The following is a 21,275-nucleotide window of genomic DNA, read 5'->3' on the forward strand; positions in this document are numbered from 1 at the left end:
GGAGAGGGAGCCCCCGCGGTCCAGACCGACTGCCAGTCCACCCAATTTTCGGAGCAGCGCTGATGCGCCTCGTCAACATCAGGCCGGATCGGGGAACGGCGCTGTTCCTCGCCATCCTGCCCTTTGCCCTGGTCGTGCTTGCCTATGTGCTGGGATCGGCCGAGCGCCTGTCCGCGAACCCCGACGACAAGCTGCTGCCGAGCCTCGCCTCGCTGGGCGAAGCCATCGGCAAGGTGGCCTTCACGGCGGATGCCCGCACCGGCAACTACCTGTTGTGGTCGGACACCCTGGCGAGCCTGGAACGCCTGTTCTCGGCGCTCGCCATCTCCACCGCCATCGCCCTCCTCGTCGGCGTGCTGGTGGGGATGCTGCCCATCGTGCGGTCCTTCCTCGCGCCATTCGTGGCCATGGTGTCCATGGTGCCGCCGCTGGCGCTGCTGCCCATCCTGTTCATCGTGATGGGCCTCGGGGAAGCCTCCAAGATCGCCCTCATCACCATCGGCATCACGCCCTATCTCATCCGCGACCTCGCCATGCGGGTGGAGGAGCTGCCCCGCGAGCAGATGATCAAGGCGCAGACCCTCGGCGCCTCCACCTGGCAGATGGCCCTGCGCGTGGTGCTGCCGCAGATCCTGCCCCGCCTCATGGACGGGCTGCGCCTATCACTGGGTCCGGCCTTCCTGTTCCTCATCGCAGCCGAGGCCATCGCCTCGGATTCGGGCCTTGGCTACCGGATCTTCCTGGTGCGGCGCTATCTCGCCATGGATGTGATCCTGCCTTACGTCGCCTGGATCACCCTGCTTGCCGTGGCCATGGATTTCGCGCTGGTGCGCGCCCGCCGCTTCTTCTTCCCCTGGTTCGGAGCCGCGAAATGACGACAATCGCCGTGCGCCACCTGTGGAAGGAATATGGCGACCAGATCGTGCTGGAGGACATCTCCCTCGATTTCACGCCGCGCTCCTTCATCGCCCTCGTCGGCCCCTCGGGCTGCGGCAAGACCACCTTCCTGCGCATCCTGCTCTCGGAAGAGACCGTGACCCGCGGCGAGGTGCTGATCGACGGCAAGCCCATCGCCCCCGAGCCGGGCGCCGACCGGGGCGTGGTGTTCCAGCGCTATTCCGTGTTCCCGCACCTCACCGTGCTGGGCAACGTGGTGCTGGCCGCCGAGATGGAGGAAGCCCCCTTCATCGGCCGCCTGTTCGGCGCCCGCCGCCGGCAGGTGGAGGAGGAAGCCCGCGCCCTCATCGAAGAGGTGGGCCTGAAGGGCGCCGAGGACAAATACCCCGCGGCCCTGTCCGGCGGCATGCAGCAACGCCTGGCGCTGGCGCAGGCCATCATGCGCAAGCCGAAGATCCTGCTGCTGGACGAGCCGTTCGGGGCGCTCGACCCCGGCATCCGCGCCGACATCCACCAGCTCATGCTGAAGCTGTGGAACAGCTGCGAGATGACCGTGGTGATGGTGACCCACGACCTGAAAGAGGCGTTCACCCTCGCCACCCGCATCATCGCCTTCGAGCGCCGCCGCAACCGGCCGGAGGAGAAGGCGCGCTACGGCGCCACCATCGCCAAGGACATCGAGGTCTGGCCGAAACGCATCGCCGGCAAGGCCAAGCAGACCTCACCCACCCCAGGCCGGGACGACCCGGCCATTCCCTCGGGACCCGGCCGGGACGACCCGGCACTTCAGACGGCTTGAGGAGACACGCCATGACCGTCACCGAGGACACCCGCCGCTTCATCGAAGAGAACAGGCGCCGCTATGCCGAATTGAAGGCCGCCGGCCAGAAGCATGCGCCCAAGGCCCTGCCCGGCCCGACGCCGCGCGACGGCGCGCCCATCCCCGAAGGCGCCGTGATCCATGCCGAGACCCTTCCCGGCGGCTGGTACTGGTCGACGCCGCTGAAAGCCGGCGAGGCCCTGCGCATTCATCTGGCCCACGGCCCGGCGGCGGTCTCCATGATCGCCTGGGCGGCGGGCGACAAGAGCGAGCGGCTGAACTATGCCGACACGGTGAAGGTCCAGTGGACGGCAGCCCTTGGCAAGGGCCGCGTGCTGTTCTCCGACATGGGCCGGGTGATGTTCTCCCTGATCGAGGACACCACCGGCTTCCACGACGCCTTGGTGGGCGGCTCCACGGCCGCCTCCAACCGCGCCCGCTATGGCGAGAAGGTGCTGCGCAACACCCGCGACAACTTCATCCTCGCCGCCGGCAAGCTCGGTTTCGACAAGCGCGACATCCCCCCAGCGCTCACCTTCTTCGCCCCCGTGCGCACGGATGCCGACGGCACCTTCCATTGGATCGAGGACAAGCGGCAGGCCGGCGACTTCGTGGACCTGCGCGCCGAGATGGACCTCGTCGTCGCTTTGTCCAACTGCCCCCACCCCCTCGACCCGGCGCCCGACTATGCCCCGCCTGCCGTGGAGGCCATCCGCTTCCGCGCGCCCGCGCCGGCCGCGGACGATCTGTGCCGCACCGCCACCATCGAGGCCGTCCGCGGCTTCGAGAACACTGCGCGCTGAGGGGAGGCTGACATGAGCACATTCTTCGCAACCCCCGTGCGGGATGCTTCCACCGCCATCGCCGATTACTTCGTGCCGGCCAACGCCCCCTTCTCCTGCGTGGTGAAGAAGGGCGAGAGCGTGCGCATCGTGGACCTGGAAGGCCAGCAGGCGGTGGATACCCTGTTCTACCGCGCCGACGACTTCTCCGAGCGCTATTCCTCGCAGGATACGCTGCGGGTGCAGGGCTCGGCCTATGTGTCCACGGGCACGAAGCTGATCTCCTCCGAGGGCAACCTCATGCTCACCGTGACCGCCGACACCTGCGGCCGGCACGACACCTCGGCGGGCGCCTGCTCGTGCGAGGCCAATACCGTGCGCTTCGGCCATCAGGTGAAGTATCTGCACGCCTGCCGCGAGAATTTCGTCATCGAGGTGATGAAGCACGGCATGTCGAAGCGCGACGTGGTGCCCAACATCAACTTCTTCATGAACGTTCCCGTGGAGCCCTCGGGGGAACTCGCCATCGTGGACGGCATCTCCGGCCCCGGCGACTATGTGGAGCTCAAGGCGGAGATGGACGTGCTGCTCGTCATCTCCAACTGCCCGCAGATCAACAATCCCTGCAACGGCTTCAACCCGACGCCGATCCAGGTCCTCGTCTTCGCCGGCGAGGAGGGCTGATCCATGTTCACGAAGGTCCTGATCGCCAATCGCGGCGAGATCGCGCGGCGCGTCATCCGCACGCTGCGCGCCATGAACATCAAGTCGGTGGCCGTCCATTCGGACGCCGACCGCTTCACCCGCGGCGTGCTCGAGGCGGACGAGGCGGTGCGCCTCGGCCCGGCCCCGGCCGCCGAGAGCTACCTGAACGTGGACGCCGTCATCGCAGCGTGCAAGGCGACGGGGGCGCAGGCGGTGCATCCCGGCTACGGCTTCCTGTCGGAGAACGTGGCGTTCGCCCAGCGCCTCGCCGATGAAGGCATCCGCTTCATCGGCCCCAAGCCCGAGCATCTGAAGGACTTCGGCCTGAAGCACACGGCCCGCGCGCTGGCGAAAGCCTCCGGCGTGCCGCTGCTGCCGGGCACCGACCTGCTCGACAGTGCCGAAGAGGCGCTGGAGGCGGCGGAGGCCATCACCTATCCGGTGATGCTGAAATCCACCGCCGGCGGCGGCGGCATCGGCATGCAGCTGTGCCACACGCCGCAGGAGCTGGCCGATACTTTCGAACGCGTCCAGCGCACCGCCCGCGCCTCCTTCGGCGACGCGCGGGTGTATCTGGAGCGCTTCGTGGCCGAGGCGCGCCATGTGGAAGTGCAGATCTTCGGCGACGGCAAGGGCCGCGTGGTGGCGCTTGGCGAGCGCGACTGCTCGCTCCAGCGCCGGAACCAGAAGGTGGTGGAGGAGACCCCGGCTCCCCTCCTCTCCGACGTCGTGCGCGCCCGCCTTCACGCCGCCGCCGTGAAGCTGGGCGAGAGCGTGGCCTATGAGAGCGCCGGCACGGTGGAGTTCATCTATGACCCGGCCCGGCAGGAATTCTACTTCCTCGAAGTGAATACCCGCCTGCAGGTGGAGCATCCCGTCACCGAGGCGGTGTTCGGCATCGACCTCGTGGAATGGATGATCCGCCAGGCCGCAGGGGAAGATCCCACCGCCGCCGCCGGCCCGCTGGTGCCGAAGGGCGCGGCCATGGAGGTGCGCGTCTATGCGGAGATCCCCCACGCCAACTTCCAGCCCTCCGCCGGCCTTCTCACCGAGGTGAAATTCCCGGCCGGCGCGCGCATCGACGGCTGGATCGAGACCGGCACCGAGGTGACGCCCTATTACGATCCCATGCTCGCCAAGGTGATCGTGACCGGGGAGGACCGCCCGGCCGCCATCGCAGCGCTCAACGCGGCGCTGGCGGAAACCTCCATCTGCGGCATCGAGACCAACCTGCAGTATCTGCGCGCCATCGCGGCGTCCGATCTGCTCGCCTCGGCGAAGGTCGCGACCACGGCGCTGAAGGATTTCGCCTTCCGGCCGTCGAGCGTGGAGGTGCTGGTGCCAGGCGCCCAGTCGAGCCTTCAGGAACTGCCGGGGCGGCTTCACCTGTGGCACGTGGGCGTGCCGCCCTCCGGCCCCATGGATGCGTATTCCTTCCGCCGCGCCAATGCGCTGGTGGGCAATGCCGAGACGGCTTGCGCGCTGGAGCTGACGGTGAATGGCCCCACGCTCCGTTTCCACGACGATGCGGTGGTCGCCCTCTCCGGCGCGCTGATGCCCGCCACCCTCGACAGCGCGCCCACGCCCCACGATGCCGCCTTCCCGGTGAAGGCGGGGCAGGTGCTGGCCATCGGCGCCATTTCGGGGCCGGGGCAGCGGGCCTATCTGGCGGTGAACGGCGCGTTCCAGGCCCCCGTGGTGCTGGGCTCGCGCGCCACCTTCGCCCTGGGCGCCTTCGGTGGCCATGCCACCGGCACGCTGAAGGGGGGCGACACCCTCCACCTCGCCCCCAAGTCCGCGCGCCCACCGGTTCCGGACCACGCGCCCGGCACCCCGGCGCCGCTGACGCGGGACTGGCGCATCGGCGTGGTCTATGGCCCCCACGGCGCGCCGGACTTCTTCCAGGACGAGGATATCGCCGACCTGTTCGCCGCGACCTACGAGGTGCATTTCAACAGCGCCCGCACCGGCGTGCGCCTCATGGGGCCGACGCCCCGCTGGGCCCGCACCGATGGCGGCGAGGCGGGGCTCCACCCCTCCAACATCCACGACAACGCCTATGCCATGGGCGCCATCGACTTCACCGGCGACATGCCCATCATCCTCGGCCCGGACGGCCCCTCGCTGGGCGGTTTCGTCTGCCCGGCGGTGATCGCCCGCGACGAGCAGTGGAAGATGGGGCAATTGAAGCCCGGCGACACCGTGCGCTTCTTCGCCCTGCCCCGTCCGCAGGACCCCATCGCCGGCCCGGCCGTGATCGGCGCGCCGGAGGAGACCGGCTCCGCCATCCTCGCCCGGCGGGACGACGGGCCGGTGAGCGTGGTGTATCGCCGGCAGGGGGACGACAACCTGCTGGTCGAATTCGGCGACATGCACCTCGACATTGCGCTGCGCCTGCGCGCCCACCTGATGGCGCAGGCGGTGGAGGAGGCGCGCCTGCCGGGGATCATCGACCTCACCCCCGGCATCCGTTCCCTCCAGATCCACTACGATGGCGCGGCCATGGGGCGGCAAAAGCTGCTCGACGCCCTCGCCGAGATCGAGAGCGGCCTGCCCCGTGCCGAGGATGTGGTGGTGCCGAGCCGCGTCGTCCACCTGCCTTTGTCGTGGAACGACCCGCAGGCGGAACTTGCCATGCGCAAGTATCAGGAGCTGGTGCGCCCCAACGCGCCGTGGTGCCCGTCCAACATCGAGTTCATCCGCCGCATCAACGGCCTGGCCGACGAACAGGCGGTGAAGGACATCATCTTCGGCGCCAGCTACCAGGTGCTGGGCCTCGGCGATGTCTATCTCGGCGCGCCGGTGGCCACCCCCATCGATCCGCGCCACCGCCTCGTGACCACCAAGTATAATCCGGCCCGCACCTGGACCCCGGAAAACGCGGTGGGCATCGGCGGCGCCTACATGTGCATCTATGGCATGGAGGGACCGGGCGGCTACCAGCTGTTCGGCCGCACCATCCAGATGTGGAACACGTGGCGGTCCACCAAGGCGTTCGAGCCCGGCACCCCGTGGCTGCTGCGCTTCTTCGACGAGATCCGCTTCTTCCCCGTGAGCCACCAGGAGCTGATGGAGGCGCGCGAGGCCTTCCCCCATGGCGCCTATCCGGTGCGCATCGAGGACGGCCGCTTCTCCTATGCCGACTACGCGGCAAACCTCGCCGCCAACGCCGGCGAGATCACCGCCGGCAAGGCCCGCCAGCAGGCGGCCTTCGAGACCGAGCGCGCCCGCTGGAAGGCGGAAGGGCTCGACAGCTTCGTGGTGGAGGACGGCGCCGGCCCCTTCAGCGAAGGCGAGATGCCGGACGGCTGCTTCGGCGTCTCCGCCAACGTGCCCGGCAATGTCTGGAAAGTGCTGGTGGAGGAGGAGACGGTGGTCGCCGCAGGCGAGACCATCGCCATCATCGAATCCATGAAGATGGAAATCTCCATCACCGCCCATGCCGCCGGGCGGGTGCGGGAGATCCGTGCCGTCCCCGGGCGCACCGTGCGCTCCGGCGATGTGGTCTGCGTGCTCGAAGTCCTGTGACGAAGCTGAGAGGAAAGCTCATGACGACCGATCAGCCGCTCAGCGGACATCGCCCGTCCGAAACCGGCCCGCGGGAAGCGGTGCCCATCGCCGTGGTGGGCGCGCATCTCTCCGGCATGCCGCTCAATCCGGAACTCACGGAGGCCGGCGGCGTGCTGGTGAAGAGCTGCCGCACCGCGCCGGACTACCGGCTGTTCGTGCTGCCGGACACCACGCCCCAGAAGCCGGGCGTGGTGCGCGCCCCCGGCTTTGCCGGGCCGGGGCTGGAGGTGGAGGTGTGGGCGCTGGACCCCGCAGCCTTCGGCCGTTTCGTCTCCCGCATCCCGGCGCCGCTCGGCATCGGCAAGGTGCGGCTGGAGGACGGCAGCGAAGTGCCCGGCTTCCTGTGCGAGGCCCATGCGGTGGAGCGCGCGGAAGAGATCACCGCGCTCGGCGGCTGGCGCGCCTATATGGAGCGGCGGCGCGGATAGGGCGACCCGCCGGTCCTCTCATCCCCCGGCCCGTCCGGGGGATGACGCCCCTCCCTTGCGGGAGAGGAGCACACCGTGGCAAGGCGGGTCAGCCGTCCGTGTGCCCGCCGACGACTTCCTCGGCGCTGTATTTGTAGACGCGGCCGCAGAACTCGCAGGTGACGGCGATATGGCCGTCGTCCTGGATCATGTCGCGCCGCTCCTCGCTGGAGAAGGAGGCGAGCACGCCAGACACCCGCTCACGCGAGCAGGAGCAGTGGGCCGCCATGGGCGCGGGATCGAACACCCGCACCCCGCGCTCGTGGAACAGGCGATAGAGCAGCCGCTCGCTGGAGAGGTCGCGGTCGATCAGCTCCACGTCTTCCAGCGTGGCCACGAGGGAGCGCGCCTCCACCCAGGCGTCGTCCTCGTCCACGGCGTGGGGGGTGGTGCCCTCCGGCGCGTCGCCCGGCGCAAGATCGGACATGCGGGAGCGGGAAGCATCGTTCGGCAGGAACTGGGCCAGAAGCCCGCCCGCCCGCCAGGACGAGGCCGCACCCCCGGCCTTCATTTCCTCGCCGACGGCAAGGCGCACGCGGGTGGGGATCTGCTCGGACTGCTTGAAATATTCGTGCGCCGCTTCCTCCAGCCCCGAGCCGTCCAGCGCCACCACGCCCTGGTAGCGGTTGGCGGAAATGCCCTGGTCGATGGTCATGGCGAGGTGGCCGCGCCCGATGAGCGCGGCGGGCGAGGTCTCGTTGCGTCGCTCTGCCTCGGCCAGCGCCTCCTTGTCGAAGCGCGCATAGGCGCGGATCTTGTCGGGGGTGACGAAGTCCGCCACCACCATGTCCACCGGCCCGTCGGTCTGGGTCTGCAGGATGAAGCGGCCTTCGAACTTGAGGGACGAGCCGAGCAACACGGCGAGCGTCACCGCCTCACCCACCACGCGCTTCACCGCGGGGGGATAATCATGGTGCGCCAGCACCGCATCCAGGGTCGCGCCGAGGCGCACGGTGCGGCCGCGCAGGTCGAGCGCATCCACCTGGAAGGCGGTGACGATGTCGTCCTGCGCCGCCTCGGACGCGGCCCGGCGGGTGCTGCCGTGTCTCTCGCCGCGGGACTGCTCGCCGCTCATGGGGACTCCTCGAAACGATGGGCCGGGCTGGGCTGACCGCTGACTTGGACCATTGACTTGGACCGCTGATCTAAGTCGCCGCTGATCTGGCCAGAAGCCATCCGGCCCGGAAGGGTTGAGCCGGCATATAGGCACCCGACCCCGCCGGCGGAAGATGGCCAGCGTGGGTCGGTCTTCGCAGCCCGGACCTCGAACCGTCCCGATCTCACCGCGGAGAGCGCGGCCGGTCGTCAGTCCCCCGCCGCGTGGAAGCACCAGGCGAGGATGCCCTTCTGGGCGTGCAGCCGGTTCTCCGCCTCGTCGAACACCACCGACTGCGGGCCGTCCATCACCTCGTTGCTCACCTCCTCGCCGCGATGGGCGGGCAGGCAGTGCATGAAGATGGCGTCCTCGTGGGCGCGCGCCATGAGGGCGCTGTTCACCTGATAGGGCTTCAACAGGTTGTGGCGGCGCTCCGCCTCCTTGTCGCCCATGGAGACCCAGGTATCGGTGACGACGCAGTCCACGCCGTCCACCGCCTCCTCGGGATCGCGTACGAACTTCACCTTCGCCTTGGTGCGCTTGACGAAGTCCTTCAGCGCCTGGCGCGGCGAAAGCTCCTTCGGGGTGGCGACCCTGAGCGAGAAGTCGAAGCGCTGGGCGGCGTGGACCCAGGAGGCCAGCACGTTGTTGGCGTCACCGGTCCAGGCCACGGAGCGGCCCTGGATGTTGCCCTTGTGCTCCTCGAAGGTCAGCACGTCCGCCATCACCTGGCAGGGATGGGAGATGCGCGTCAGCCCGTTGATCACCGGCACGGTGGCGTGCTTCGCCAGCTCGGTGAGGTCGTCATGGTCCAGGATACGGATCATGATGGCGTCCACGAAGCGCGACAGCACGCGGGCGGTGTCGGCGATGGTCTCGCCGCGGCCCAGCTGCATCTCCTGGCCGGTGAGCATGATGGTGTCGCCGCCGAGCTGCCGCATGGCGAGGTCGAAGGACACCCGGGTGCGGGTGGACGGCTTGTCGAACACCATGGCGAGCGTCTTGCCCGCGAGCGGCCGGTCCACCTCGCCGGCCTTGCGCCGGGCCTTGAGGTCCTTGGAAAAATCGAGAACCCGGCGCAACTCCTCGGCCGGGATCTCGGACAGGTCTAGAAAATGGCGCACGCCGTTCCCCCTCATTCCGCCGCTCCCTGCACCGGAGCGGCCACGAGGCGGTCCTCGATACGCCGGCAGGCAGCTTCGATCTTCTCCACGGCGATGCCCACCTCCTCCTCGCTCACGATGAGCGGGGGCAACAGCCGCACCACATTGTCGCTGGCGCTGGGCGCAAGCAGGCCTTCCTCGCGCAGGGCGACCACGAGGTCGGCCGCCGGCACGACGCAGCGCAGGCCCAGCAGCAGGCCCTGCCCGCGCACCTCGGCGATGACGGACGGGTGCCGGTCCCGGACCTCCGCGAGGCGCTGCACGAAGCGCGTCGAAATGGCGTTCACATGGTCGAGGAAGCCGTCGGCGAGCACGAGGTCGAGCACGGCATTGCCCACCGCCATGGCCAGCGGGTTGCCGCCATAGGTGGAGCCGTGGGTACCGAGCGTCATGCCCTTGGCGGCCTCTTCAGAGGCAAGGCAGGCGCCCATGGGAAAGCCGCCGCCGATGCCCTTGGCCACCGCCATGATGTCCGGTGTGACGCCGACCCATTCGTGGGCGAACAGCTTGCCGGTGCGCCCCACCCCGCACTGCACCTCGTCGAGCACCAGCAGCAGGCCCTTCTCGTCGCACAGGGCGCGCAGGCCCTTGAGGAAGGTCGACGGGGGAACGCGCACGCCGCCCTCGCCCTGCACCGGTTCCACCAGGATGGCGGCGGTCTCAGGCGTCACGGCGGCACGGGCGGCCTCGAGGTCTCCGAAGGGCACCTGGTCGAAGCCCGGCATGGCCGGCTCGAACCCTTCGAGATACTTGGCGTTGCCGCCGGCGGCGATGGTCGCCAGCGTGCGGCCGTGGAACGCGCCCTCGAAGGTGATGATGCGGTTCTTCTCCGGATGGCCGCTGGCAAACTGGTATTTGCGGGCCATCTTGATGGCGCACTCGATGGCTTCCGCACCCGAATTGGTGAAGAACATGGTGTCCGCGAAGGTCACAGCCTTCAGGCGCTCGGCAAGCTTCTCGCCGCCGGGGATGCGGAACAGGTTGGAGGTATGCCAGAGCTTCTTCGCCTGCTCGGAGAGCGCCTCGGCGAGATAGGGATGGGCGTGGCCCAGCACGTTCACGGCGATGCCGCCGGTGAAATCGAGAAAGCGTCGCCCGTCCGTCGTGACGAGCCAGCAGCCCTCCCCCCGTTCGAATTCGAGGTCGATGCGCGCATAGGTCGGCAGAACGGCGGTGATCACTTCATTCCTCCCAAAAAGGGTTCGTTCCCCTTGAGGTGGCACCGGTTGACGAACAAAACGCGACAACCGGCGCGTCACAAACAAAAAAGGCCGCCCTCGCGGGGGGCGGCCCGACAGACCGGATTCTAATGATCATGCGCGAGAGGTCAACTCATGCGCTGCCGCAGCCGGTTCCTTGGCCTCACGCCCGGTTTCCCGGCGCCCGCTTGCCCGGTGCCGGCGCGCAATGGAACCCGTGGCCTTAACGAAGCCTTAAGGAGCTGGGGAAAACGGCCTTGACGCCATCACCGACTCTGTTGTGCGCACCAGCCATATTGTAGGTTCTTTCTCGTCAGCCACGAGATGTCGTGCGCGAGGGACGCCAGGGACGCATTTCCAGGACCTTGCAGAGCCGGGCCGGATCCGCACGCGGAAGCGTGTGGAACCGCGGAAGGAGTCCGGCTTCACGCGCCACCCGGCACCGCCAGGCGGCGGGCTGGACTGGAGCCGGACCGTTCAGGTTGCACCGACCTGATCGATCAATCCGTCTCCAACGTGATGAAAAGAGGCCGTTTTTCGATCAGGTCGCGATCTGACCGGACGGGCTCCCGGCGCCGCGCGTATTCCGGCGCCCTTGTTTTTCGGCCGACGCATCCTCGCCGGCCGTCGTCCGAGGTCCAGCACGGGCTCCGGACCCGACCCACGCGACGCCGGCGGATGCTGGCGCCGGTGGCTTTCAAATGCGGCAAATGGAGAAGAGCGATGAGCTGGACTGACGAGCGCGTCGAACTCTTGAAAAAGCTCTGGAGCGAAGGCCTCTCCGCGAGCCAGATTGCAACCGAGCTGGGCGAGGTCACCCGCAACGCGGTGATCGGCAAGGTGCACCGGCTGGGCCTGTCCGGCCGGGCCAAGTCGCCGACCCCGGCGCCGGCCCGTCCGCGCAGCAAGACGGACCGGCCCGAGCGGACCGGCACCGGGACAGGAGATCTGGCCCGTCCGCACCGCCCTGCCACCATCGGCAACACCGCGCTCGCGGCGGAGCCGGAGGAGATGCCGGAAGAGGCTCCGGCACCTGCCCCCAAGGCGGTCGACAACGTGGTGCCCATGGCACAGCGTTGCACCATCATGAACCTCACCGAGTCCACCTGCCGCTGGCCCCTCGGCGAGCCGGGCACGGAGAGCTTTCATTTCTGCGGCGGCAAGAGCAATCCGGGCACGCCCTATTGCACCACGCACGCCCGCATGGCCTACCAGCCGGTGCAGGATCGCCGCCGGGACCGGCGGCTCGCCTTTCTCTGAAAACGAAAGGGCCGGGGATGAGGCCCCCCGGCCCTTTCAATCAAGATGTTGGCACGACAAGGGGATTTGCCCTCGACCACCGGTTCGGAAAACTCAGTCCGCGAGCCCCAGCGTGGGCGCGGCGCGGCGTTCCAGCACGTCGCGGATGGCGGCGACGAGGTCCTCTTCCTTCACCGCGAACTGGGCCGGGCGGGCGGCGCGATAGTCCGCATTGTCGGCGATGGAGGCGGCGATCTTCGCGCCCTCCACGAGGTCCTTGATCTGCACCTCGCCCGCCGATTTCTCGTTTGACCCCTGGATGATGACCGCGGGCGCGCCGCGCCGGTCGGCATATTTCATCTGCGGTTTCATGCCGCCGCCGCCCAGATACATCTCGGCCCTTATGCCGTTGGCGCGCAGGTCGGCGACCATCTTCATATAGTCGGCGAGGCGGTGCGGCTCCTTGTCCATCACCAGCACCACGACCGGGCCAACCTCCGGCGCCGCCTCCATTTTTCCCAGGAAAGCCAGCGCCGCCAGCAGGCGGGAGACGCCGATGGAGAAGCCGGTCGCCGGCACCTTCTCGCCGCGAAAGCGCGCCACCAGGCCATCATAGCGCCCGCCGCCCGCCACCGAGCCGAAACGCACCGGGCGCCCCTCTTCATCCTTGATTTCAAACGTCAATTCGGCCTCATAGACGGGGCCGGTATAATATTCCAGGCCGCGCACCACGGACGGGTCGATCTTCACCCGGTCCTCATAGCCCGCCGCGGCCACCAAAGCGGCGATGTCGCGCAGCTCGGCCATGCCGTCAAGAAACGCGGAATTGGACACCAAAGCCGCTGCGAGTTCCACATCACCGTCGAGTTCGACTTCAACGCCCACGTCGGTGGCGCGCAGGCCCTTGCCGGTGAGCATGGCCAGCACGACCGCGCTCTGGCGCGGGTCGAGGCCCGCGCCCTTGGTGAAGTCGCCGCTCTCGTCGCGCCGGCCGGGGCCGAGCAGAAGTTCGACCCCTTCAACGCCGAACTTGTCGAACTTGTCGATGGCGCGCAGCACGGTGAGGCGGCGGCCGAAGTTTTCATCCCCGCCGAGGCCGATGGCCTCCATCACCCCGTCGAGCACTTTTCGATTGTTCACGCGCACCACATAGGCGCCGCGGGGCACGCCCACCGCTTCCAGGGTGTCGGCGGCCATCATGCAGATCTCGGCGTCGGCGGCGACCGAAGGGGCGCCCACCGTATCGGCGTCGAACTGCATGAACTGGCGGAAGCGGCCGGGGCCGGGCTTCTCGTTGCGGAAGACATAGCCGGCCCGGTAGGAGCGGTAGGGCTTGGGCAGCTGCTCGAAATGCTCGGCCACGTAGCGGGCCAGCGGCGCCGTCAGGTCATAGCGCAGGGACAGCCACTGCTCGTCGTCGTCCTTCAGGGAGAACACGCCCTCGTTGGGGCGGTCGAGGTCCGGGAGGAACTTGCCGAGGGCATCGGTGTATTCGAGGGCCGGGGTCTCCAGCGCCTCGAAGCCGTACAGCTCATAGACGGCGCGGATCTTCTCCAGCATGGCGCGGGTGGCGGACAGCTCCGCGCCGGTGCGATCGACGAGGCCGCGGGGAAGCCGCGCCTTCGGCTTGAATTCTTTGGCCATGGGGATTGGGAGCCCGTCCCGGTATCTCTAGAAAAGGTCGGGGCGTCTTAGAGGACGGGGGACGGAACGGCAAGTTTGGGGGAACCAGCCGTTCCCCGGACAAGCGAAGGCAGAGCCAGAGCGCCGATCCGGGGTCCAGCGCGGGACTCCTGCGAAGCAGGCAAATCCCCAGGACGGTTTCAGATCAAGCCGCCTTCGGCGACTCTTTGCGCTGGGTCCCGGCTCTCCTTCCACTGCGTTCCAGTCGGCCGGGACGCGAGCGGCCAAGGGCGGCCGCCCCTCAGCCCCTCACATAGACCCGGGTGCCCAGCGGCACGCGCTCGTAGAGGTCGATGATGTCCTGGTTCAGCAGGCGGATGCAGCCGGAAGAGACCTGCTGGCCGATGCTCCACGTCTCGATGGTACCGTGGATGCGGAACAGGGTGTCGCGGTCGCCGTCATAGAGATAGAGCGCGCGCGGGCCCAGCGGGTTGGTCTCGCCGCCGGGCAGGCCGGCCGCATAGGGTCCGTAGCGGGCCGGCTGGAGGCGGACCATGTTGGCGGTGGGGGTCCAGTGGGGCCACTTTTCCTTGCGCTTGATGATGGCCCAGCCGCGGAAGGAATAGCCCTCCTTGCCTACGCCCACGCCGTAGCGGATGGCCTTGCCGTCCCGCCCGACGAGGTAAAGGAAGCGCTCGTTGACATCGACGAGGATGGTGCCGGGAGCAAAGCCCGCGGGCGCCGGCACCTCCTGGCGCAGGAAGCGGGGATCCACCTCGGAGAGGTCGACTTCGTCCACCGGGAAGGGCTCGCCCTCCACCGGGCCATACATCATGGCCGATCGGCTGAGGGGCGCCGGCGGCGGATTGGTCACGCAGGCGGCGAGCGCCAGCGGCGCTCCAAGCACGAACAGGCGACGGGTGAGGCGTTCAGGCGTCGAGGAATGATCTGCCGGGGGGGACTTCAGGGCCATGGTCTGTCCACTCGGAACGAAACGAATCTCTGCGCGCATCAACGCGCGAACCGGGGCTCGGGTTTCGCCCCGTGTCCGTTGCATTGAACCTGGCTCAGGTGGCGTTAAGGTTAACGCCGCATCACCGGCTGCGCCCGAAGGCAAGCGGATGGCGCGGCGGCAAGACCTTGTGGGCAGCGATGTACCACCATTGCTGCACTGCGGGGTGGCCTTTGCGCCACACTTTTCCGGTGAACGACATCGCGAGAATGTGAATGCCGCGCCGTTCCGTCGGACGCGGGCGGTCCGCGGCATTCCGCTAAGCGGTGCTCCTGTCCGGCCGGGAGTGTCCCCCCGGCGGACGGCTCAGATGCCCTCGCCGAGATTGACGAAATCGGCCATCAGGCGCTCCGGCGGCAGGGTGTCGCGGCCGGCGGGCCGGGCAAGATCCTCCACCAGCCGGTGCACCTGCACGGAGATTTCCGGTACCGCCGTCACCTCCCAGTAGGCGGGCCGGGCCAGCGGGCCGAGCGCGTAGAGCCAGTCGCTGGCGTGGCCGTAGCGGTCGAGCACCGCCGAGCCGCGGGTCTCTATGCCGAGGCCCAGGGCGTCGGGCCGGATGCGACCGGTCTCCCGCAGCCCGTCGAACGGCGGGAAGGCGAAGCTCTGGAAATCGGAGCGCGGGCCGGTGCAGTTCACCACCCGCGCCACGTCCAGGGTGAGGGCGCTGCCGCTATGCCGGCGCCGGATGTGGGCGCTAAGCCCGCCCGGCGCCCGTTCGAACCCCGCGATGCGTCCGGCCACCACCTTCAGCCGGCCGGAGGCGACCAGCCCGTCGAGCCGCCGGGCGATGCGCGGCGCCATGCGATGGCGGTGAATGTCCCAATAGGCGCGGACGTGGCGCAGGAAGCGGGCCTTGTCCCGCTCGGACCAGCCGGCCCAGACCCCGGCGATGGAGGGCCGCACCGCGTCCATCACCCGCTGCCACGGCACACCATTCTGCACGGCGCGGGCCACGGCGGCGCGGATGAGGCGCATGCCGCGCAGCGGGCTGCTGGCCGCGGCGGGGTCCACGAACGCCTCCCAGGCGCCGCCGCGCACATGGGCCTGCGGCAGCAGTCCGTGGCGCGAAACGCTCCAGATCGGGCCGCGATGGCCCTGCTCGTCCAGCAGCAGCGCCACGTCCACTGTGGTCAGGCCGGAACCGATGAGCAGCACCGGCGCCTCGGGGGGAAGGTCGTTCAGGCCCTCGCCGGCCCAGGGGTCGGGAACGAACAGGGGGTCTTCATAGACGCCGCCGTCGCGGCAGCGCGGCGGCTTCGGTGGCAGATTGCCGGTGGCCAGCACCACGTGGGTGCCCTCCACGCGCCGCCCGTCGGCGAGCTGCACCGAGGGCGCCGGCCGGTCGCCGACCTGGACCACCTCGCCGCGCAGCCGTACCAGCCGGTCGCCGCGGGTGGCCAGCGCCTCGCTCAACCGCGCGGTGAGATAGGCGCCGAACAGGGCGCGGGGCACGAAGGCATGGGACAGGTCCCCGCCCGCCTCGGCGATGGCGTCGGTGAGGTCGGCGCCCGATTGGCCCAGCCATTGGGTGAAGGTGGGCTTCAGGCCCACCTCCATGCGCGCCACCGGCACGTTCAGCAGATGGAAGGGTCCGCACGCGCCATAGGCAAGGCCGGGTCCGGCGGTGCGGGCGCTTTCCACCAGCACCACGTCGAGACCATCCTGGGCCGAGGCCGCAAGGGCAAACAGCGTGCCCGAAAAGCCCCCGCCCACGACGATGACGGACTTGCGTCCGCCCCTCAGATTCGACATCCAGCGTTCTCCAGGCCCGGCCCACCTTGGAGCGTTTTCGAGCGAAGTGGATACCGGTTCGCGTGCAGAAAACGCGTCCGTGAGCCAAGGCGAACGGAAAGCGCCCTAGGACGCCGAGACCCGGCGCTCCTGCGGCACGATGGCGTTGCCGATGATCTCGCCGAACGGGCCGCGATGGTTGGTCGACACCTTGGGCGTGCCCGTGCCCGAGGCCAGCGGCAGCAGCGGCAGCACCCCTTCGCCGAACCGATAGGCTTCCTCAAGGTGGGGATAGCCGGAGAGCACGAAGGTATCGATGCCCAGCGCCATATACTCCTTCATGCGCTCGGCCACCGTTTCGGGATCGCCCACAAGCGCGGTGCCGGCGCCGCCGCGCACCAGCCCGACGCCGGCCCACAGGTTGGGGCTCACCTCCAGCTTGTCGCGGCGCCCGCCGTGCAGGGCGCTCATGCGCCGCTGGCCTTCCGAATCCATGCGCGCGAACACCTTCTGCGCCTCGGCGATGGTGGTGTCGTCGATGTAGGAGATCAGCTTGTCCGCCGCCGCCCAGGCCTCGGCCGTGGTGTCGCGCACGATGACATGGAGCCGGATGCCGAAGGTCAGTTCCCGGCCCACCGCCGCGGCGCGGGCTTTCAGGTCCTTGATCTTCCCGGCCACCAGCGCCGGGGGCTCGCCCCAGGTGAGATACTTCTGCACCTGCCGCGCCGCCACCTCATGGGCCGGGGCGGAGGAGCCGCCGAAGAACAGCGGCGGGTGGGGCTGCTGCACCGGCGGATAGAGCAGCTTGCCGCCCTCCACCTGCAGGTGCTTGCCGGCGAAGGTCACCTCCTCGCCCTTCAGCAGGCGGGTGTAGATGTCGAGGAATTCCCGCGTGATCTCGTAGCGCTCGGCATGGTCGGCGAAGAAGCCGTCGCCCTTGTTCTCCTCCGGGTCGCCGCCGGTGACCACGTTGATGAGCGCCCGCCCGCCCGAGATGCGGTCCAGCGTCGCCGTCATGCGCGCCGCGACCCCGGGCGAGAGCAGGCCGGGCCGCACCGCCACCAGAAAGCGCAGCCGCTCGGTGAGGCCGGCCAGCGCCGAGGCGACGATCCAGCTGTCCTCGCAGGAGCGCCCGGTGGGGATGAGCACGCCGTAATAGCCGAGCTGGTCCGCCGCCTGCGCGATCTGCCGCAGATAGCCGAGGGTCACCTCCCGCGCTCCGTGGGACGTGCCGAGATAGTGCCCGTCGCCGTGGGTGGGCAGGAACCACAGCACATTGGCTTCTGTCGCCGGGGTGAGGGACGCATCGGCAGGCGCGGCTTCGGCACTCGACATGGATAGGCTCCCGAATGACGGCGGGCCGGCGCCGGGTTGTCCCCGGTGTCCAGCTCGCCTTTTTAATTCAATAAACTTCATCGAATTTATTGACTATCGAGCTGGCCGCTGTCTATCCTTTTTTCCACCCGACGCCTCCGGAATGCTCCGGAGGCTCCCGAACGCCCCGGCCCCTTCGCGCGCCGACCAGAAGGCCACTTGCATGAACGCGCATACGTCCGTCGCCTCCCCCGCCCTTGCGTCCGAACTGCCGGACGCCTCGCTCGCCTTCCGCGCCGCCATGCGCAAGCTCGCCGGGGCGGTGAGCGTGCTCACCGTCGGCGTGGGCGACGGCCGCACCGGCCTCACCGCCACCTCGGTCACCTCCCTGTCGGTGGAGCCGCCCACCCTGCTCATCACCATCAACCGGGGCGGCTCCTCCCTCGGGCCGGTGCTGCAGGAGCGGGCCTTCGCCATCAACGTGCTGCGCCCGCACCACCAGCCCATCGCCGACCAGTTCGCCGGCAAGGGCGGGCTGAAGGGCCCCGAGCGCTACCAGGGCGCCGACTGGACGAAGCTGGAGACCGGCGCGCCGGTGCTGGCGGACGCGCTGGCCGCCTTCGACTGCGTGCTGGAGGACGCCATCGAGCGGCACTCCCACGTCATCGTCATCGGCCGGGTGGTGGCCTCGCGCATCACCGAGAGCGCCGCGCCCCTGGTCTACTGGGCCGGCTCCTATCGCAGCCTCGCCGACTGAAGCCGGCTGGCCGCCGTCCGATCGCCCCAGCGCTACTCCCGAAGGACCCTCCCATGAGCGACCGCATCACCCGCCGCACCTCCCTCCTCCTCGCCGCCGGCCTTGCGACCAGCCTGGCGGCGGGCCTCGTGTCGGCCCCCGCGCTGGCACAGGAGAAGGTGGTGCGCATCGGCTACCAGAAGTACGGCACCCTCATCCTGCTCAAGAACAAGGGCCTGCTGGAGGAGAAGCTGAAGCCGCTGGGCTACACCGTGAAGTGGGCCGAGTTCCCCGCCGGCCCGCAGTTGCTGGAGGCGCTGAACGCCGGTGCCATCGACTTCGGCAATACGGGCGAGGCCCCGCCGGTGTTCGCCCAGGCCGCCGGCGCCCCGCTGATCTATGTGGGCTACGAGCCCGCCGCCCCCCAGGGCGAGGCCATCCTGGTGCCCAAGGGCAGCCCGCTGAAGACCGTGGCCGACCTCAAGGGCAAGACGGTGGCTCTCAACAAGGGCTCCAACGTCCACTTCCTGCTGGTGAAGGCGCTGGAGAAGGCCGGCGTCGCCTATACGGACATCAAGACGGCCTTCCTCACCCCGGCCGACGCCCGCGCCGCCTTCGAGCGCGGCTCGGTGGACGCCTGGGCCATCTGGGACCCGTTCCAGGCGGCGGCGGAGAAGACCATCGAGGCCCGCCAGCTGGCCGACGGCACCGGCATCGTCTCCAACTACCAGTTCTACTTCTCCACCAAGGCGTTCGTGGACCAGGCGCCGCAGGTGGTGGACGCCATCCTCGCCGGGGTCGCCGAGGTGGGCGCGTGGGTGAAGGCCAATCCCAAGGCGGCGGCCGAGACCTTCTCGCCCCTCATCGGCATTCCCGCGCCGATCCTGGAGGTGGCGCTGGCCCGCCAGCAGTATGACGTGAAGCCGCTCACGCCCCAGGTGGCGGCGGAGCAGCAGAAGGTGGCGGACGCCTTCTTCGCCCTTGGCCTGATCCCCAAGCCTGTCCGCATCGCCGACGCCCTGCGCGCACCCAAATCCTGAGGAGGTCCGCCATGAGCCTGTCCGGCCCCACCGAAGCCATCGCCTTCACGCAAGGCGCGGTTGCCGGCACCGTGCCGGGCGGCAGCGTCCCGGCCGTCGCCGGGGCACAGGCGGAGCGTCACGACGCGGCGGGGCGCACCTTCCGGTCGCGGCTCGGGGCCACCGGGCGGGCGCTCGGGACATCGCTTCGGGCATCCCTTGGAGCATCGCTTGCCCCCTGGGCGCTGCCGCTGGCCATCCTCGCCTTGTGGCAGGCGGCGGCGAGCTTCGGCTTCCTCTCCTCCCGCGTGCTGCCGGCGCCGGGGGACGTGGCGCTGGCCTTCTGGCGTACGCTGCAGGACGGCACGCTGCTATCCAACATCTCCGTCTCCACCGGCCGGGCGCTCACCGGCCTTGCCATCGGCGGCGGCATAGGCTTCGCGCTCGGGGTGCTCAACGGGGTGTGGCGGCCGGCGGAAATCGCCCTCGATTCCACCCTGCAGATGCTGCGCAACGTGCCGCATCTGGCCATCATCCCCCTCGTCATCCTGTGGTTCGGCATCGACGAGGAAGCCAAGATCTTCCTGGTGGCGGTGGGGGTGGCCTTCCCCATCTATCTCAACACCTACCACGGCATCCGCAACGTGGACGGCGGCCTCGTCGAGATGGCCCGGGTCTACGGGCTCTCCCCCGCCGCGCAGTTCACGCGCATCGTCCTGCCCGGGGCGCTGCCCTCGGTGCTGGTGGGCCTGCGCTATGCGCTGGGCATCATGTGGCTGACGCTGATCGTGGCCGAGACCATCTCTTCCACCGAGGGCATCGGCTACATGACCATGAATGCCCGCGAATTCCTCCAGACCGACGTGGTGGTGCTCGGCGTGCTCGCCTATGCCCTGCTCGGCAAGCTCGCCGACAGCCTGACCCGGGCCATCGAGCAGCGCACGCTGGCCTGGAACCCGGCCTACCAGCCCGGCGCGAAGGGGGTGGCGTGATGGAAATCTTCGCCGCCAGCGATGCCGAAATCTCCGCCCGCCTGCGGGACCCGGAAAGACGCGAACGGGGGCTTCGCGAGACTTTCCGCGCCCCGCGCATTCCGGAAACCGCCGCCGCGGAGCACTGGCAGGGCGAGCGCATCCGCCTGAACAGCGTGGTGAAGAGCTTCGGCGCGCGCACGGTGCTGCGCCGGCTGGACCTCGACGTGCCGGCCGGACAGTTCCTTGCCGTGGTGGGCCGCTCGGGCGGGGGCAAGACCACCCTCATGCGCCTCATCTGCGGGCTGGACACCGTGACCTCTGGCGAGGTGCGCATCGGGGACGCCCCCGTCGCCGGCCTGATGCCCCAGGTGCGCCTGCTGTTCCAGGATGCGCGCCTCGCGCCGTGGCAGCGGGTCATCGGCAATGTGGGCATCGCCCGCGGCCCGGGCTGGCGCGAGAAGGCCCATGCGGCGCTCAGGGACGTGGGCCTTGCCGATCGCGGCCGGGAATGGCCGTTCGTGCTCTCCGGCGGGCAGAAGCAGCGCGTCGCGCTGGCCCGCGCCCTGGTGTCGCGGCCGGGGGTGCTGCTGCTGGACGAGCCGTTCGGGGCGCTGGACGCCCTGACGCGGGTGGAGATGCACCGCCTCACCGAGCGCATCTGGAAGGAGCACGGCTTCACCGTGGTGCTCATCACCCATGACGTGGCCGAGGCGGTTTCCCTCGCCGACCGGGTGGTGGTGCTGCGGCAGGGCGAGGTCGCCCTCGACGTGCCGGTGGCGCTGCCCCGCGGCGGGCGCACGGGGGCCGACGCCGCAGCCCTGCACGAGCGCATCCTCGCCGCCGTGTGAGGGGCGGGCGCAGGCGGGCCGGACGTCCTCAGTCCGGAAGCCGCGCCGGGACCGGGCGCGAGCCCCCGCCCCAACCC

Annotated in this window: 17 protein-coding genes and 1 pseudogene; 11 read left to right on the forward strand and 7 right to left on the reverse strand. The window is 69.4% G+C overall.

Translation table 11 applies throughout. The features are described 5' to 3' along the window. Positions 1-62 precede the first annotated feature (62 nt). The 6 genes and pseudogenes from K9U41_RS13925 to K9U41_RS13950 form a co-directional block, all read left to right on the forward strand. Positions 63-875 carry an ABC transporter permease gene (locus K9U41_RS13925; RefSeq protein WP_282641445.1) on the forward strand — a complete coding sequence of 271 codons (813 nt, stop codon included), beginning with the start codon at positions 63-65 and terminating at the stop codon, positions 873-875. Next, the gene (locus K9U41_RS13930) at positions 872-1,696 is read left to right on the forward strand and encodes an ABC transporter ATP-binding protein (RefSeq protein ID WP_282641446.1); all 825 of its coding nucleotides are present in this window, start codon (positions 872-874) and stop codon (positions 1,694-1,696) included. Before K9U41_RS13925 ends, K9U41_RS13930 begins: the two co-directional genes overlap by 4 nt. Positions 1,697-1,707: 11 nt before the next feature. Continuing rightward, positions 1,708-2,520: an urea amidolyase associated protein UAAP1 gene (locus tag K9U41_RS13935; RefSeq protein WP_282641447.1), complete on the forward strand. Its 813-nt coding sequence runs from the start codon at positions 1,708-1,710 to the stop codon at positions 2,518-2,520. 12 nt (positions 2,521-2,532) lie between these two features. Then, positions 2,533-3,183, forward strand: coding sequence for an urea amidolyase associated protein UAAP2 (locus tag K9U41_RS13940; protein ID WP_282641448.1), 651 nt, complete (start codon positions 2,533-2,535; stop codon positions 3,181-3,183). Positions 3,184-3,186: 3 nt separating this feature from the next. Beyond that, positions 3,187-6,732 carry an urea carboxylase gene (uca, locus tag K9U41_RS13945; protein WP_282641449.1) on the forward strand — a complete coding sequence of 1,182 codons (3,546 nt, stop codon included), beginning with the start codon at positions 3,187-3,189 and terminating at the stop codon, positions 6,730-6,732. An 80-nt stretch (positions 6,733-6,812) separates the two neighbouring features. Next, a pseudogene (locus K9U41_RS13950) lies at positions 6,813-7,202 on the forward strand (allophanate hydrolase-related protein); the annotation flags it as partial. Positions 7,203-7,290: 88 nt separating this feature from the next. On the opposite strand, the gene K9U41_RS13955 reads toward K9U41_RS13950, so the two are convergent. From K9U41_RS13955 to K9U41_RS13965, 3 genes are all read right to left on the reverse strand, one after another. Beyond that, entirely contained in the window at positions 7,291-8,316 is a 1,026-nt protein-coding gene (locus tag K9U41_RS13955) for an Hsp33 family molecular chaperone (protein ID WP_282641450.1), read from the reverse strand. A gap of 230 nt (positions 8,317-8,546) precedes the next feature. Continuing rightward, the gene (argF, locus tag K9U41_RS13960) at positions 8,547-9,476 is read right to left on the reverse strand and encodes an ornithine carbamoyltransferase (RefSeq protein ID WP_282641451.1); all 930 of its coding nucleotides are present in this window, start codon (positions 9,474-9,476) and stop codon (positions 8,547-8,549) included. Then, on the reverse strand, positions 9,473-10,681 hold the full coding sequence (locus K9U41_RS13965) for an aspartate aminotransferase family protein (protein WP_282641452.1): 1,209 nt from the start codon (positions 10,679-10,681) through the stop codon (positions 9,473-9,475). The genes argF and K9U41_RS13965 overlap by 4 nt, the downstream gene beginning before the upstream one ends. A 741-nt stretch (positions 10,682-11,422) precedes the next feature. Here K9U41_RS13965 and K9U41_RS13970 point away from each other — a divergent pair. Next, positions 11,423-11,959, forward strand: coding sequence for a GcrA family cell cycle regulator (locus K9U41_RS13970; protein ID WP_282641453.1), 537 nt, complete (start codon positions 11,423-11,425; stop codon positions 11,957-11,959). A 93-nt stretch (positions 11,960-12,052) separates the two neighbouring features. Here K9U41_RS13970 and hisS read toward each other — a convergent pair whose 3' ends face one another. From hisS to ssuD, 4 genes are all read right to left on the reverse strand, one after another. Continuing rightward, positions 12,053-13,582, reverse strand: coding sequence for a histidine--tRNA ligase (gene hisS, locus K9U41_RS13975; protein ID WP_282641454.1), 1,530 nt, complete (start codon positions 13,580-13,582; stop codon positions 12,053-12,055). Between the two features lie 280 nt (positions 13,583-13,862). Then, a complete protein-coding gene (locus K9U41_RS13980) occupies positions 13,863-14,534 on the reverse strand; it encodes a L,D-transpeptidase (RefSeq protein ID WP_282641455.1) in 672 nt (223 codons plus the stop codon). Positions 14,535-14,879: 345 nt separating this feature from the next. Next, on the reverse strand, positions 14,880-16,328 hold the full coding sequence (locus K9U41_RS13985; protein WP_282641456.1) for an FAD/NAD(P)-binding protein: 1,449 nt from the start codon (positions 16,326-16,328) through the stop codon (positions 14,880-14,882). A gap of 105 nt (positions 16,329-16,433) precedes the next feature. Beyond that, positions 16,434-17,642 carry an FMNH2-dependent alkanesulfonate monooxygenase gene (gene ssuD / locus K9U41_RS13990; protein WP_282641457.1) on the reverse strand — a complete coding sequence of 403 codons (1,209 nt, stop codon included), beginning with the start codon at positions 17,640-17,642 and terminating at the stop codon, positions 16,434-16,436. A 202-nt stretch (positions 17,643-17,844) separates the two neighbouring features. Here ssuD and K9U41_RS13995 point away from each other — a divergent pair, with 202 nt between their 5' ends. Genes K9U41_RS13995 through K9U41_RS14010 form a run of 4 tightly spaced genes read left to right on the forward strand, consistent with a single transcriptional unit; the run spans position 17,845 to position 21,198 of the window. Beyond that, the gene (locus K9U41_RS13995; protein WP_282641458.1) at positions 17,845-18,378 is read left to right on the forward strand and encodes a flavin reductase family protein; all 534 of its coding nucleotides are present in this window, start codon (positions 17,845-17,847) and stop codon (positions 18,376-18,378) included. A gap of 53 nt (positions 18,379-18,431) precedes the next feature. Next, a complete protein-coding gene (locus K9U41_RS14000; protein WP_282641459.1) occupies positions 18,432-19,397 on the forward strand; it encodes a sulfonate ABC transporter substrate-binding protein in 966 nt (321 codons plus the stop codon). A gap of 11 nt (positions 19,398-19,408) precedes the next feature. Further along, complete coding sequence (ssuC, locus tag K9U41_RS14005; protein ID WP_282641460.1) at positions 19,409-20,368, forward strand: aliphatic sulfonate ABC transporter permease SsuC; 960 nt, start codon at positions 19,409-19,411, stop codon at positions 20,366-20,368. Continuing rightward, complete coding sequence (locus tag K9U41_RS14010) at positions 20,368-21,198, forward strand: ATP-binding cassette domain-containing protein (RefSeq protein WP_282641461.1); 831 nt, start codon at positions 20,368-20,370, stop codon at positions 21,196-21,198. The genes ssuC and K9U41_RS14010 overlap by 1 nt, the downstream gene beginning before the upstream one ends. Positions 21,199-21,275 lie beyond the last annotated feature (77 nt).

It is taken from the genome of Xanthobacter autotrophicus, from assembly GCF_029991245.1.
In the GTDB taxonomy this organism is placed as follows: Bacteria; Pseudomonadota; Alphaproteobacteria; order Rhizobiales; family Xanthobacteraceae; genus Xanthobacter; species Xanthobacter autotrophicus_C.